The organism is Archangium violaceum, from assembly GCF_016887565.1.
GTDB lineage: Bacteria > Myxococcota > Myxococcia > Myxococcales > Myxococcaceae > Archangium > Archangium violaceum_B.
On the sequence record NZ_CP069396.1, the window covers coordinates 8,039,269 to 8,053,579 of the forward strand.

Sequence of the window (14,311 nt, forward strand, 5' to 3'; positions counted from 1 at the left end):
ATTCTAGCCGGGGGAGCGCGCCGGGTCGACAAGAGCGACTCAGCGAAAAGGGGCTTCCGTTCGTAGCCACGGAGGCAACAGGGGGGCCACCTCGTCCCGGAAGGGCAGGCCCGCCACCGCGCCGACGTGCTCCACCACCCGGGAGCCCACGACGCACCCGAACGTGGCCAGGGCCTCCAGGTCCTCGCGGGTGGCCCGCGCCAGCGCCGGGGCATCCGCGTACCGCCGGCTCAGTCCGAGCAGGAAGGCCGACGTGAAGCCATCCCCCGCCCCGGTGGTGTCCACCACGCGCGCCCGGGGCGCCGGCACCCGCACCACCTCGTCCCGCCAGAGGAAGACGGCGCCCGCCTCGCCCCGCGTCACCACGGGCAGCTTCACCCCCTGCCCCGCCAGGTACCGCAGCGCCTCCTCCGGGTCCGTCCGTCCGGTGGCGAAGGCCACCTCCTCCTCGGAGAGCTTCACCACCGTGCACCCAGGCAGCAGGTGCCGGAGCAGCTCGCGCAGCACCTCCGGGTCCTCCCACGCGTGGAGGCGGAGGTTGGGATCGCAGCTCACGATGCGCCCCGCCCCGCGCGCCACCTCCAGGGTGCGCAGCATGGCCGCCCGGGCCTCGGGCAGCTTCAGCGAGTTCGTGCCGCAGTGCACCACCCTCGCCTGCTCGAGAAAGGCCGGATCCACGTCCCGCTCGCTCAGCAGGAACTCGGCCGAGCGCGTGCGGAAGTAGGTGAAGCTGCGCTCGCCCCGCGCGTCGATCGAAACGAAGACGAGCCCCGTCCGCCCCTCGGCCGTCTGGCGCATATGGCTGACGTCCACGCCCTCGGCGGCGAGGCGCTCGCGCAGGAAGTGGCCGAACTCGTCCTCGCCCACCACGCCGACATACCCGGAGCGTCCGCCCAGCCGCGCCACGCCCACCGAGACGTTGGCCAGGGAGCCCCCGATGCAGGGCTTCCACGCCGTCACGTCGCGCACGCGCTGGCCGGGCTCCGCCGGGACGAAGTCCACCAGGGACTCGCCCACGCACACCACGTCGAGTGGCGACGCCCCCTCCTGCCTGGCCATGTGCTGCCTCCTGGAAAACCGCCCGTCAGTCCAGACCGACCTGGGCCATGAAGTCCACGCTCTTGAGGCGGCGGCCGAGGTGGTGGGAGATGAAGACGTTGAGCACGCCGCGCGCACGGGCCCGCAGCTCCGGCGGCAGCGGCGTGCGCTGGCCCTCCTGCAGCGCCCGGAGCCCGGACAGCAGCTGGGGCGGAACGGCCACCGCGTCACGCGCCCGGCCCGAGCAGGCCTCGCACACCGCGCCGCCGTGGGCCTGGTCGAAGCGCGGCCGCTCGCCCGGCGAGCCGCCACACAGCGCGCACGAGTCGAAGCGCGGCATGAGCCCGGCGTGGGCCAGCGCGGACAGCTCGAAGGCCAGCAGCGAGGTGGGGCCGGCCTCGTTCGCGTCCAGCTTGCGCAGGTAGTCTTCCAGCAGTTCGAAGAGCTCGGCGTTCGGCTCGTGGTCGCGCGTCAGCTCGCGGCACAGCTCCACCGCGTAGAGGGCACGGGCGATGAGGTGCAGATCCGCGCGGGCCCCGTAGTAGCCGGCCACGATGTCGGCCGAGTCCAGGCGCACCGTGGAGCCGCGCGTCTCCACCAGCTGCACGCGCAGCCGCATGTAGGGCTCCAGCGCGCCGGCGAAGCGCCGCTTGCTCTTGCGGGCCCCGGCCGCGAAGGCCGTCAGCTTGCCGTGTTCGCGCGTGAGGAGCGTGACCAGCCGGTCGGCTTCCCCGTAGTCCACCGTGGAGAGGACCAGCGCCTCGTCGACGAAACGCTCCATGGTTCCAATCAACGCGGGAGGGGGCCGGGGAGCTTCCCGGTCATGACGAGGGCCACGTATGCCCCCACGCCCAGCACGCCCAGCACCACGCAGAGGATGATCCACGCCCGGCGCCGCCGCTCGCGCTCGAGCACCACCGGACTCGGCTCGGGGGCCGCCTTGTCCACCTCCTCGTAGCGCAGCACGGCCTCCTCCGGCGCCAGCCCGATGACGGTGGCGTAGGCCCGGATGTAGTTGAGGACGAAGACGCGCGCGGGCAGACGCTCCATCTGCCCCTCCTCCAGCGCCGCGATGAGGCTGGGGGAGATCTTCGTCACCTGCGACACCTCGTCGCGGGACAGGCCGCGCAGCTCACGCTGCTGGGACAGATATTTGCCGAATTCGACGTGGTCCACGGCGGTGGGACTCTCTCCGGTTACAGGGCCTCGAGGAGTCGACGGCAGTCGTCCTTGAGCACCTGGCTCTTCGCCTTGGCCTCGCAGAAGGTGAAGCTCTGCCGCGCCTCCTCCACCTTCCCCTGCTTCACCTGACAGGCGCCCTCGCGCAGGTAGGCGTCCGCCACGTCCGGGCAGGCCTCACGATAACGCCCGAACGAGCGACACGCCTCGGAAACATTGCCCGTCTCCTCGTGGATGATTCCCAGGTTCTTGTAGCCCAGGCAGAAGCCGGGGTTGGTCGTCACCGCGGCCCGGATGCTCTGCAGCGCACGCTCCGTCTCGCCCTTCTTGTAGAGCGCCCACCCCATGTTGCCCTGGGCGATGTAGGGGGTGGGATAGAGCATGTCGTTGAGGGACTCCTCGTACAGCTTGATGGCCTCGTCGTAGCGCGACTGGGAGAGGTAGACGTTGGCCAGGTTCGTCTTGGCCTCGGAGAAGGCCGGGCGCAGCTCCAGCGCCTTCTTGTAGTGCTGGATGGCCTCCTCGGGCCGGTTGAAGGCCAGGTGCAGGAGGATGGCCGTGGCGTTGTGCGCCTCCGGGTAGTCCGGATCCAACGAGAGCGCCTTCTGCATCTCCTTGTAGGCCTCCTGCACGTTCCCGAGCTGCTGGGCCTGCAGGCCGAGCTCGTAGTGGATCTCGGCGCCCTGCCGCTCCTTCTCGGAGGGGACGTGCTTGCAGCCCATCAGGACGAGCGCGAGGAGCCAGGCGGGAGAGAGGCGGCGGAACATGGTGGCGAGTCTCGTGGGGTGGAGGGTCAGAAGGAGGACAGCAGCCGGCCCAGGTTCGTCGAGGCGTTTCGCTTCTCCTCGGCGCGGCTCCTGGAGGCACCCGGGACCAGCTTGGGGTCCTTGTAGAAGACGGGCAATGTTTTCAGCAGCTCGTCCTGGTGCGCCGCGGGCAGGCCACGGAAGTTGGCGTTGTCCATCATGAAGCCCATGGACTCCACGAAGCCGAGCGCCGCGGCCTCGTCCTGCTGGTAGTCCTCCTGGCTCGCGGCGCGCCGGCCGGGCACGTACACCGCGCAGTCCTGGGCCTCGGACAGGTACAGGTAGATGAAGACGGCGAAGCCACCCGAGCCGCGCAGCCCCAGCACGAAGGCCTGCGCCGGGCCCGCCGGCTTGCCGGGGATGGCCAGGTGCGGCGAGTTGATGGACTGGTACAGCGACAGGACCTGCTCGCGGTTGGCCGGCAGGCCTCGGAACCTCTCGTCGATGGAGAACACGTTGGGCGCGACCCCCGCGCTACCGCGTGGTGAGGGTGAACTCCTCGGATACGTCCTCCGCGTCCGCCGCGGTGCGCTGGAAGCGGATGAGCGGGTTGTCGATCATCACGTTGCCCCCGCCCTCGTTGCCCTCGCCGATGATGACCTTGAAGACGTGCTGGGCAGATTGGCTCCTGCGCGAGCTGCCCGCCACTTTATGGGCCATGAGCAGCACCGTGTTCTTCCCCGGCAGCAGGCTCCGGGTGATCTCCGTGATGACCTGGTCCTCGTTGTTGCGCAGCTTCCGCACCCACCGGGAGTTGATGTACAGGTCGATGTCGTACTCCGTCATACCCGGGACGGACTGCTCCGTGGCGAGCCAGTAGCGGCGGGTGATGCGAGCCGGGGCGGCAGGGGAAGCCGGAGCCGGGGTGGCCGCGGGCGCGATGGCCGGAGCGGGCGCGGGGGCCGGAGCGGGCGCGGTAGCCGGGGCCGCTGGAGACGGAGCCGGAGTGGCCGCCGGAGCGGGCGTGGACGGAGGGGCGTTCACCAGCTTGACGGCGTAGCCGGGCGCCTCGATGTGGACGTCCCCCTTCTCGTCGATGCGGACGGAGGTGGGCTTCTCGAACTTCTGGTTCGTCACGCCGTCGATGCGGACGCCGTTGAGGAACACCGAGCCGGCGAGGGCCGAGGCGGGAAGCAGGGCCGTGAGGGCGAGAGCGAGGGTGGATCGGCGCATGGGGGGACTCCTCCGGTTCAGAGCGATAGCGCACCCGCCAGGGGTGGACAAGCGCGCGCACGGGAGACCGGAGGGGCGGCCGTGAAATTCAGCCGCCCGCTTCCTCAGGGAGCCGCCTTCTGCTCGGGGCTCTTCTCCAGACCCTCTCGCTGGGCCAGAGCCCAATCTCCGCCCAACCCCTCCCCTTCCCGGAAGCGCCTGAAATCACGGCGGACGGCGCGGGGATAGCGGCGGAAGGTGTCCAGCTCACCGGCCTTCTTGGCCTGCCAGATGCGGGTGGGGCCGGCGTTGTAGGCCATGAGCGCCAGGTCCAGGTCGCCGAAGCGGTCGTTGAGCTCCCGCAGGTAGCGGATGCCCAGACGCACTCCGAGCGCCGGATCCGCGGCCACCTCCTCGCGAGACAGGCGCAGCCCCTGCTTCTCGGCGAGGAAGTGCAGCGTGCTGGGCTTGATCTGCATCAGCCCGCGCGCGCCCTTGTCGGAGATGGCCTCCTCGGTGAAGTCCGACTCCACGTCGATGATGGCGAGGATCAGCAGCGGGTCATACCCCGCCTGGCCGGACTCCTCGGCGATGGCGTGGACGATCTGCTGACGGAGGGTGAGACCCAGCTCCGGGGCCCGCTTGGTCAGCACCGCGTCGATCAGCGCCGCGTCGGGGGAAGCCGCCTCGAAGCGCGAGGGCTCGACCGCGAGCGGCACGTCGGGCGGGGCGAACAGGGGCACCGCCCGGGCGGACAGCACCAGGGCCAGACCCGCTACCAGGGGGAGCTTTCCACACCCGGAACCGAGCGCGTGCAGCCAGCGGAACAACCCCTCCCCGCGCCGCCCTGACGGGCCGGAGGAGGACCCCATCACTTGCGCTGCCCCAGCGCTTCGATGCGTTCGGCCAGTCGGATCAGCCGCGCCTCGATGTCCTGCATCTCGTCCCGCCGCGGAATCTTGAAGTGCACCAGGGCGCGCCGGACACCCTCTTCCACGTTGTGCTCGAGGTCCTTGCGCTGGCCCGCCAACCGCTCCGTGAGGAGCCGCGCCTGGCGGATCATCTCCTCGGGGCTCCAACCGGCCAGCCCGGCCACGCGCTGCACGGTGCGAGCGGCCTCCTCCTCGGCGGTGGACACGGCCAGCAAGGCCTGGCTCCACACCCGCTCGAACGTCTCCGCCAGCGGATGCTTCTGCGGGGTCTCCTGCTTGTCCATGAAACACTCTCCAGCACGGCCACCCGGACCTGGGGCCCGAACGGCGGGGGTTGGGACTACCGAGGTAATCACGCCCCCTAGTCGAAGGAAACGCCCTCCACGCTCGCCCGCCTGCTCCTGCGTCCACTGCTAGATGCTCGCCCGGAAGACTTCGGGTCGAGCTCCAAGGTCCTCCCCGGATAGTTTACCGCCACACCACCCGTCAAGCTGTGAAGCCGTAAAGAACTGAAAAAAGAAAAACCGCCACCCCGGAAGCCGGAGTGGCGGTGTGGGACATCAGGACCCGGGGTGCGGACTAGGCAGCGCCGCTGGTCTCGGTCCGGCTGCCGGTGGGAGCCGGGGGCGGAGCGACGTCCTCGCCGTGGGTGGCGGCCAGGGCGGCCTCCATCTCGGAGATTTCGTCGGCCGGGCTCTCCACCTCGATGTCGAGGTACTTGTAGTTGGGCAGACCCGTACCGGCGGGGATGAGGCGGCCCATGATGACGTTCTCCTTGAGGCCGCGCAGGTAGTCCACCTTGCCGTTGATGGCGGCCTCGGTGAGCACCTTGGTGGTCTCCTGGAAGGAGGACGCCGAGATGAACGACTCGGTGGACAGAGACGCCTTGGTGATGCCGAGGAGCAGCGGCTCGCCGACGGCGGGACGCTGGGCCTTGGCCATGACCTTCTCGTTCTCCTCCTCGAACACCCACTTCTCGACCTGCTCGTCGACGAGGAAGCTGGTGTCGCCCACGTCGGTGACGCGCACGCGGCGGAGCATCTGCCGGACGATCACCTCGATGTGCTTGTCGTTGATCTTCACGCCCTGCAGCCGGTAGACCTCCTGCACCTCATCCACCAGGTAGCCCGCGAGCGCCTTCTCGCCGAGCACCTTGAGGATGTCGTGCGGGTTGGCCGAGCCATCCATCAGCGCCTCGCCGGCCTTGACGCGGTCGCCGGCGTGCACGCTGATGTTCTTGCCCTTGGAGATCAGGTACTCCTTGGCCAGGTCGGTGCGCAGCTCGCCGCCCACCTCGGGGGTGAGGATGAGCTTGCGCTTGCCCTTGGTGTCCTTGCCGAAGGAGACCACGCCGTCGATCTCGGCGATGGCCGCGGCGTCCTTGGGCTTGCGCGCCTCGAAGAGCTCGGCCACGCGGGGCAGACCGCCCGTGATGTCCTTGGTCTTCGTGGTCTCGCGAGGCACCTTGGCGATGACCTCACCCGCGTGGATCTCATCGCCGTCGTTGACGGTGATGATGGAGCCCTGCGGGAGGAAGTAGCTCGCCTGGGCCTTGGAGGACACCAGGTCCTTGATGTTGCCCTCCTCGTCGCGGATGGTGATGCGCGGACGGGCCTCGGGGTCCTTGGACTCGACGACCGTCTTGCGGCTGAGGCCGGTCACCTCGTCCAGCGACTCGTTCATCGTGACGCCTTCGATGATGTCCTCGAAGCGCACGACACCGCCCACCTCGGTGAGCAGCGGGATGGCGAACGGATCCCACTCGGCCAGCAGGGTGCCGGCCTCGAGCTTCTGGCCCTCCTTCACGAGGATGCGGGCGCCGTAGATGACCTGGTAGCGCTCGCGCTCACGGCCGCTCTCGTCGACGATGACGATCTCGCCGTTGCGGTTCATGGCCACGAGGCTGCCGTCCTTCTTCTGAACCGTGTTCAGGCCGGCGAACTTCACCACGCCCGCGTTGCGGTTCTCGAGGCTGGACTGCTCGGCGCGCCGCGTCGCCGCACCACCGATGTGGAAGGTGCGCATCGTGAGCTGGGTACCCGGCTCGCCGATGGACTGCGCCGCGATGACGCCGACGGCCTCGCCCACGGACACCTTGCGGCCACGGGCCAGATCACGGCCGTAGCACTCCACGCAGATGCCGCGCTTGGCCTGGCAGGTGAGCACCGAGCGGATCTTCACCTTGTCCAGACCGCTGTTCTCGATGCGCTTGACGCGATCCTCGTCGATCTCCTCGTTGGCGCGCACCAGCACGTCGTTGGTGACCGGATCGAGGATGTCATCCAGGGCCACGCGGCCGAGGATGCGCTCGCCGAGCGCCTCGATGATCTCACCGCCCTCGACCAGGGCGCCGATGAACAGACCGTCCATGGTGCCGCAGTCGTACTCGTTGATGATGGCGTCCTGGGCCACGTCGACGAGACGGCGGGTGAGGTAACCGGAGTTGGCCGTCTTGAGGGCCGTGTCCGCCAGACCCTTACGAGCGCCGTGGGTGGAGATGAAGTACTGGAGCACGGAGAGGCCTTCACGGAAGTTGGCCGTGATGGGCGTCTCGATGATTTCGCCGGAGGGCTTGGCCATCAGGCCGCGCATACCCGCCAGCTGGCGGATCTGCTGGGCGCTGCCGCGGGCTCCGGAGTCGGCCATGATGTAGATGGGGTTGAACGACGGCTGCTTGCGCACCTCGCGCTTGCCGTCCTTCTCGCCCACGGCCTCGTCCTGGGAGATCTGCTGCATCATCTCGGCGGCCACCTTCTCGGTGATCTCCGCCCAGATATCGATGACCTTGTTGTAGCGCTCGCCGTCGGTGATGAGACCCTCGAGGTACTGGTTCTCGATCTCCGCGACCTCCTTGCGCGCGAAGTCCAGGAACTCCTGCTTCTTGGCAGGAATGATCATGTCCTTCAGGGCGATGGAGATACCGGCCTTGGTGGCGTTGGTGTAGCCGAGCGACCGGATGCGATCGGCCAGCAGCACCGTCTCCTTCTCGCCGGTGAGGCGGTAGCAGAGGTCGATGAGGCCACCGAGCGACTTCTTGTCGAGCACCTTGTTGATGGCGTCGAAGCCCACCTTGCGCGGCACGATGTCCCAGAGGAGGACGCGGCCGACAGTGGTCTCCTTGCGCTTGCCGTCGATGCGGCAGACGACCTTGGCCTGCAGGTGCACCTCGCCATGGTCGTAGGCGGCGCGCACCTCGTCCGGGGACGAGAACACGCGACCCTCGCCGTGGGCGAACTCACGGGCGCGCGTCATGTAGTAGATGCCGAGCACCATGTCCTGGGTGGGGACGATGATGGGCTTGCCGTGCGCGGGGCTGAGGATGTTGTTGGTGGACATCATCAGCACGCGGGCCTCCATCTGAGCCTCGATGGAGAGCGGCACGTGGACGGCCATCTGGTCGCCGTCGAAGTCGGCGTTGAAGGCGGCGCACACCAGCGGGTGGAGCTGGATGGCCTTGCCCTCGATGAGCACGGGCTCGAAGGCCTGCATGCCGAGGCGGTGCAGGGTGGGCGCGCGGTTCAGGAGGACCGGGTGCTCACGGATGACGTCCTCGAGGATGTCCCAGACCTCGGGACGCTCCTTCTCCACCATCTTCTTGGCGCTCTTGATGGTGGTGACGTACCCCTTCTCCTCGAGCTTGTTGTAGATGAACGGCTTGAAGAGCTCGAGCGCCATGATCTTCGGCAGGCCGCACTGGTGCAGGCGCAGCTCGGGACCGACCACGATCACGGAACGGCCGGAGTAGTCCACGCGCTTGCCGAGCAGGTTCTGACGGAACCGGCCCTGCTTGCCCTTGAGCATGTCGGACAGGGACTTCAGCGGCCGCTTGTTGGGGCCGGTGATCGTCTTGCCGCGGCGGCCGTTGTCGAACAGCGCGTCGACGGCCTCCTGGAGCATCCGCTTCTCGTTGCGGATGATGATGTCCGGAGCGTTGAGCTCCTGCAGCCGCTTGAGACGGTTGTTGCGGTTGATGACGCGGCGGTACAGGTCGTTGAGGTCGGACGTCGCGAAGCGGCCACCGTCCAGGGGGACGAGCGGACGCAGGTCGGGCGGGATGACCGGGATGACGTCGAGCATCATCCAGTCCGGCTTGTTGCCGGACATGCGGAAGGCCTCGGCGACCTTGAGACGCTTGGCGTACTTCTTCTTCTTGGCCTCCGAGTTGGTCTCGCGCATGTCGCGGCGGAGATCCTCGGACAGCCTCACGACGTCGATGGAGCGCAGCAGCTCGCGGACGGCCTCGCCGCCCATGCCGGCGGAGAAGGAGTCCTCACCGTGCTCCTCGTAGAGCCGGTGGAGCTTCTCCTCGCTGACGAGCTCGCCCTTCTGCAGGGGCGTCGCCTTGGGGTCGATGATGATGTAGCTCTCGCAGTACAGGACCTTCTCGAGCTCCTTGAGCGTGATGTCGAGCAGGTTGCCGATGCGCGAGGGCAGCGACTTGAGGAACCAGATGTGCGCCACGGGCGTGGCGAGCGTGATGTGGCCCAGGCGCTCACGACGCACCTTGGACTGGATGACCTCCACGCCGCACTTCTCGCACACGACGCCACGGTGCTTCATGCGCTTGTACTTGCCGCAGTTGCACTCGTAGTCCTTCACCGGGCCGAAGATGCGGGCGCAGAACAACCCGTCCCGCTCCGGCTTGAAGGTGCGGTAGTTGATCGTCTCGGGCTTCTTCACCTCGCCATGGGACCACTGGCGGATCTTGTCCGGCGACGCCAACGCGATGCGGATGGCGTTGAACGAGAGCGGATCCTTCGGCTTCTCGAAGAAGTTGAAAATGTCCTTCACGTTGCCTCCGAATTTCTTCTGAGCGCCTGAGCGCGAATTCGTTTCGCCTGACCGCCAGCGCCCGCCCGCTCAGGGAGCGGGCGCCGGGGGACAGGCACGCTGGACTAGGCCTCGGTACCGGTCTTCACGCGGTCCTCGCCGTCGCCGCCACCACCGAAGTCACCACCGAACGAGCGCTGGCGCTCGGGCGGGGCGCTCTCCAGCAGCTCGACGTCGAGCGCGAGCGACTGGAGCTCCTTGAGGAGCACGTTGAAGGACTCGGGCAGGCCGGACTCGAGGACGTTGTCGCCCTTGACGATGGCCTCGTACATGCGCGTACGGCCCACCACGTCGTCGGACTTGACGGTGAGGAACTCCTGGAGCGTGTACGCCGCGCCGTAGGCCTCCATCGCCCACACTTCCATCTCTCCCAGACGCTGGCCGCCGAACTGGGCCTTGCCGCCCAGGGGCTGCTGCGTGACGAGCGAGTAGGGTCCGATGGAACGAGCGTGGATCTTCTCGTCCACCAGGTGGTGGAGCTTGAGCATGTACATGACGCCCACGGTGACGTTCTGGTCGAACGGCTCACCGGTGCGGCCGTCGAAGAGCACCATCTGGCCGGTGCGCGGCAGCCGCGCCTCGTCGAAGAGGGTGTGGATCTCCGTCTCGCGCGCGCCGTCGAACACCGGCGTGGCGACATGGATGCCCTTCTTCAGGCGGTAGCAGAGGCTCTTGACCTCGTCGTCGGACAGGCCGTCCACGAAGTCGCCGAAGGCCTTGTCGTCGTAGACGGTCTTCAGCTGCTTCTTGAGGTTCTCGCCGCTGTAGTTCTCGTCGATGTAGCGCTGCAGCTGCTCGCCCACGCCCTTGGCGGCCCAGCCCAGGTGCGTCTCGAGGATCTGCCCGATGTTCATGCGCGAGGGCACGCCCAGCGGGTTGAGCACGATGTCCACGGGACGACCGTCCTCGAGGAACGGCAGGTCCTCCTCGGGGAGGACGCGGGACACGACACCCTTGTTACCGTGGCGGCCGGCCATCTTGTCGCCCACGGCCAGCTTGCGCTTGATGGCGACGTACACCTTCACCATCTTGATGACGCCCGGCGGGAGCTCGTCGCCCTTCTTGATGCGGGCGATCTTCTCGCCGAAGGCCAGCTTCACGGCCTCGGTGGTCTCCTCCAGGTTGCGGAGGATGTCGCGCAGCTTGCCGTCGAGCGGATCGCCAACGGAGATCTCCGTCCAGTACTTGTACGGGACGGTGGCCAGCAGCTCGTCGGAGACGATGTCCCCCTTCTTCAGGAGGATGCGGCCCTTGTCGTCCACGAGCTTGCCCTGGATCTCCTTGCCACGGAGCATGATGCGCAGGCGGCTGTAGGCGCTGTCGCGCAGGACCTTGATCTCGTCGTTCTGGTCCTTGAGGAGCTTGGCCTCCTCCATGGACTCGATCTGCTTGGCGCGCTCGTCCTTCTCGACGCCCTTGCGGCTGAACACCTTGGCGTTGATGACGGTGCCCACCACGCCGGGGGGCACGCGCAGCGAGCTGTCGCGCACGTCGCCGGCCTTCTCACCGAAGATGGCGCGCAGCAGCTTCTCCTCGGGGGAGAGCTGGGTCTCGCCCTTCGGAGTAATCTTGCCCACCAGCACGTCGCCGGGCTTCACCTCGGCGCCGATGCGGATGATGCCGCTCTCGTCGAGGTCCTTGAGGGCCTCCTCACCCACGTTCGGGATGTCGCGGGTGATCTCCTCCTTGCCGAGCTTGGTGTCGCGCGCGATGCACTCGAACTCCTCGATGTGGATGGACGTGAAGACGTCCTCCTTGAGGATGCGCTCGGAGATGAGGATGGAGTCCTCGAAGTTGTAGCCCTGCCACGGCATGAACGCGACGACGACGTTCTGACCCAGCGCGAGCTCGCCGGTCTCGGTCGCGGGACCGTCGGCGATCACGTCACCCTTCCGCACCCGGTCGCCCTTGCGGACGATGGGCTTCTGGTTGAGGCACGTGTTCTGGTTGGAGCGCTGGTACTTCAGGAGGTTGTAGATGTCGACCTCGCTGGAGATGTCGAACGCGCCCGTGGCGGAGTCGGCCTTCACCACGATGCGGCTGGCGTCCACGCTCTCGACGATGCCGTCGCGCCGGGCCACGCAGGTGACGCCGGAGTCGCGGGCGACGATCGCCTCGATACCGGTGCCCACGAGCGGGGCGGCGGTGCGCAGCAGCGGCACGGCCTGGCGCTGCATGTTGGAGCCCATGAGCGCGCGGTTCGCGTCGTCGTTCTCGAGGAACGGGATGAGCGAGGCGGCCACGGACACCAGCTGGTTCGGGGACACGTCCATCAGGTCGATGTCCTCGGCCTTGGCCTGGACGAACTCGCCGCCGCGGCGGGCGGACACGAGCGCGTTGACGAACTTGCCCTTCTTGTCCGTCTCGGCGTTGGCCTGGGCGATCGTGTGCTTCTCCTCCTCGAGGGCGGAGTAGAAGGCCACGTCACCGGTCACCGCGCCGGCCTCCACCTTCTTGTACGGCGTCTCGACGAAGCCGAACTCGTTGACGCGGGCGTAGGTGGACAGCGACGCGATGAGGCCGATGTTCGGACCTTCCGGCGTCTCGATGGGGCAGATGCGGCCGTAGTGCGTCGGGTGCACGTCGCGCACCTCGAAGCCCGCGCGCTCGCGGGTGAGGCCGCCGGGCCCGAGGGCGGACAGACGACGCTTGTGCGTCACCTCGGACAGGGGGTTCGTCTGGTCCATGAACTGCGACAGCTGGCTGGACCCGAAGAACTCCTTGATGACGGCCGTCACGGGCTTGGCGTTGATCAGATCGTGCGGCATGAGCGTCTCGATCTCCTGGAGGCTCATGCGCTCCTTGATCGCCCGCTCCATGCGCACCAGACCGATGCGGTACTGGTTCTCCAGCAGCTCGCCCACCGCGCGCACACGACGGTTGCCGAGGTGATCGATGTCGTCGATCACACCCTTGCCGTTCTTGAGGTCCACCAGGTAGCGGATGACCTCGAGGATGTCGCGCTTGGTGAGGATCTGCCCGTCGAGCGGCTCCTCGAGGCCGAACTTGAAGTTCAGCTTGAGGCGGCCGACCTTGGACAGGTCGTAGCGCTCGGGGTTGAAGAACAGGTTGCTGAAGAGGTTGGTGGCCGTCTCCGGCGTGGGCGGATCACCCGGGCGCAGGCGGCGGTAGATCTCCATGATCGCCTGCTCGGGGGACTCGATCTTGTCCATCATCAACGTCTCACGCAGGTAGGGACCCACGTTGAGGTTGTCGATGAAGAGGACCTTGAACTCCTTGATGTCGCGCTTGAGGAGCTCGTCGACCTTGTCCTGGGAGACCTCCTCGTTGCACTCGAGGATGACCTCGCCGGTGTTCTCGTCCACCACGTCGTAGGCGGACACCTTGGTGAAGAGCTCGTCCGCGTCGATGGGGAGCGTCTTCATCTTGGCCGCCTCGAGCTTCTTGATGGCGGCGCGGGTGAACTTGCGGTTCTTCTTGACGATGACGTCGCCCGTCTTGGTCTTGATGTCGCGCGTGGCGCGCTGACCGGGCAACAGCTCCAGCTCCACCGACTTCTCGAAGTCGGTGTTGCTCTGGAGGTAGATGGTCTCCGTCGCGTAGTAGTAGTTGAGGATCTCCTCGGTGGAGCCGCGGAACTCCAGCGGGTTCTTCTTGGCGGTGTCGGCCACCGCACCCAGGGCGCGGATGAGCACCGTGGCCGGCAGCTTGCGGCGCCGGTCGATGCGCACGTACAGCAGGTCCTTGTGGTCGAACTCGAAGTCGATCCACGAGCCGCGGTACGGGATGATGCGGGCGTTGTAGAGCAGCTTGCCAGACGAGTGGCTCTTGCCCTTGTCGTGGTCGAAGAAGGCACCCGGGCTGCGGTGCAGCTGGCTGACCACCACGCGCTCGGTACCGTTGATGATGAAGGTGCCGTTCTGGGTCATCAACGGGATTTCCCCGAAGTAGACCTCCTGCTCCTTCACGTCGCGGATGGACTGGGCGCCCGTCTCCTCGTCCTTGTCCCACACGACCAGGCGCACGACGACCTTGATGGGAGCCGAGTAGGTCATCCCACGCTGGTGGCACTCGTCGACGTCGTACTTGGGCTTCTCGAGGTGATAGCTGACGAACTCCAGCGAGGACGTCTCGTTGAAGTCACGGATCGGGAATACCGACTTGAAGACCCCCTGAAGCCCAATGTCCTCACGCTTCTCCGGCGGGATGTCGGCCTGGAGGAACTTCTCGTAGGACTGCTTCTGGATGTTGATGAGGTTGGGAATGTCGATGGTCTTCGCGATCTTCGCGAAGGTCTTCCGCACTCGGAAGTTGTTCTGGATCTGCGTCGGCATTCGAACTCCGGGGCGAGCAATCTCGTGGCGGGGCGAGATTGGGTAACGCGCAGCGGCAGCGGGAAATTTAGAGATACGG

Annotated in this window: 10 protein-coding genes; all 10 read right to left on the minus strand. The window is 67.3% G+C overall.

Annotated features, from left to right (window positions below; all coding sequences use genetic code 11):
• Positions 1-39: 39 nt before the first annotated feature.
• The 10 genes from JRI60_RS31975 to rpoB all read right to left on the minus strand — a co-directional run bounded on the left by JRI60_RS31975 (position 40) and on the right by rpoB (position 14,232).
• Complete coding sequence (locus JRI60_RS31975; RefSeq protein WP_204219727.1) at positions 40-1,059, minus strand: carbohydrate kinase family protein; 1,020 nt, start codon at positions 1,057-1,059, stop codon at positions 40-42.
• 25 nt (positions 1,060-1,084) lie between these two features.
• The gene (gene recO / locus JRI60_RS31980) at positions 1,085-1,819 is read right to left on the minus strand and encodes a DNA repair protein RecO (RefSeq protein WP_204219728.1); all 735 of its coding nucleotides are present in this window, start codon (positions 1,817-1,819) and stop codon (positions 1,085-1,087) included.
• Positions 1,820-1,827: 8 nt separating this feature from the next.
• Entirely contained in the window at positions 1,828-2,214 is a 387-nt protein-coding gene (locus JRI60_RS31985; RefSeq protein ID WP_204219729.1) for a helix-turn-helix domain-containing protein, read from the minus strand.
• A 20-nt stretch (positions 2,215-2,234) separates the two neighbouring features.
• Positions 2,235-2,984, minus strand: coding sequence for a social motility TPR repeat lipoprotein Tgl (gene tgl, locus JRI60_RS31990; protein WP_204219730.1), 750 nt, complete (start codon positions 2,982-2,984; stop codon positions 2,235-2,237).
• Between the two features lie 26 nt (positions 2,985-3,010).
• The gene (locus tag JRI60_RS31995) at positions 3,011-3,478 is read right to left on the minus strand and encodes a social motility and stimulation tgl protein (protein WP_204219731.1); all 468 of its coding nucleotides are present in this window, start codon (positions 3,476-3,478) and stop codon (positions 3,011-3,013) included.
• Between the two features lie 19 nt (positions 3,479-3,497).
• Positions 3,498-4,196 (minus strand): hypothetical protein, encoded by a 699-nt coding sequence (locus tag JRI60_RS32000; protein ID WP_204219732.1) that lies wholly within the window; start codon positions 4,194-4,196, stop codon positions 3,498-3,500.
• Between the two features lie 104 nt (positions 4,197-4,300).
• A complete protein-coding gene (locus JRI60_RS32005) occupies positions 4,301-5,047 on the minus strand; it encodes a lytic transglycosylase domain-containing protein (protein WP_204219733.1) in 747 nt (248 codons plus the stop codon).
• Positions 5,047-5,391 (minus strand): phasin family protein, encoded by a 345-nt coding sequence (locus JRI60_RS32010; RefSeq protein WP_204219734.1) that lies wholly within the window; start codon positions 5,389-5,391, stop codon positions 5,047-5,049. Before JRI60_RS32010 ends, JRI60_RS32005 begins: the two co-directional genes overlap by 1 nt.
• A gap of 295 nt (positions 5,392-5,686) precedes the next feature.
• Positions 5,687-9,898 carry a DNA-directed RNA polymerase subunit beta' gene (rpoC, locus tag JRI60_RS32015; RefSeq protein ID WP_204219735.1) on the minus strand — a complete coding sequence of 1,404 codons (4,212 nt, stop codon included), beginning with the start codon at positions 9,896-9,898 and terminating at the stop codon, positions 5,687-5,689.
• A 104-nt stretch (positions 9,899-10,002) separates the two neighbouring features.
• A complete protein-coding gene (gene rpoB, locus JRI60_RS32020) occupies positions 10,003-14,232 on the minus strand; it encodes a DNA-directed RNA polymerase subunit beta (protein WP_204219736.1) in 4,230 nt (1,409 codons plus the stop codon).
• Between the last annotated feature and the right edge of the window lie 79 nt (positions 14,233-14,311).

Bases quoted from the DNA above. Each gene is read 5' to 3' on its own strand.
- recO (WP_204219728.1), bottom strand. From the start codon at position 1,819: ATGGAGCGTTTCGTCGACGAGGCGCTGGTCCTCTCCACGGTGGACTAC.
- tgl (WP_204219730.1), bottom strand. From the start codon at position 2,984: ATGTTCCGCCGCCTCTCTCCCGCCTGGCTCCTCGCGCTCGTCCTGATG.
- JRI60_RS32010 (WP_204219734.1), bottom strand. From the start codon at position 5,391: ATGGACAAGCAGGAGACCCCGCAGAAGCATCCGCTGGCGGAGACGTTC.
- rpoB (WP_204219736.1), bottom strand. From the start codon at position 14,232: ATGCCGACGCAGATCCAGAACAACTTCCGAGTGCGGAAGACCTTCGCG.
- JRI60_RS31975 (WP_204219727.1), bottom strand. From the start codon at position 1,059: ATGGCCAGGCAGGAGGGGGCGTCGCCACTCGACGTGGTGTGCGTGGGC.
- JRI60_RS32000 (WP_204219732.1), bottom strand. From the start codon at position 4,196: ATGCGCCGATCCACCCTCGCTCTCGCCCTCACGGCCCTGCTTCCCGCC.
- JRI60_RS32005 (WP_204219733.1), bottom strand. From the start codon at position 5,047: ATGGGGTCCTCCTCCGGCCCGTCAGGGCGGCGCGGGGAGGGGTTGTTC.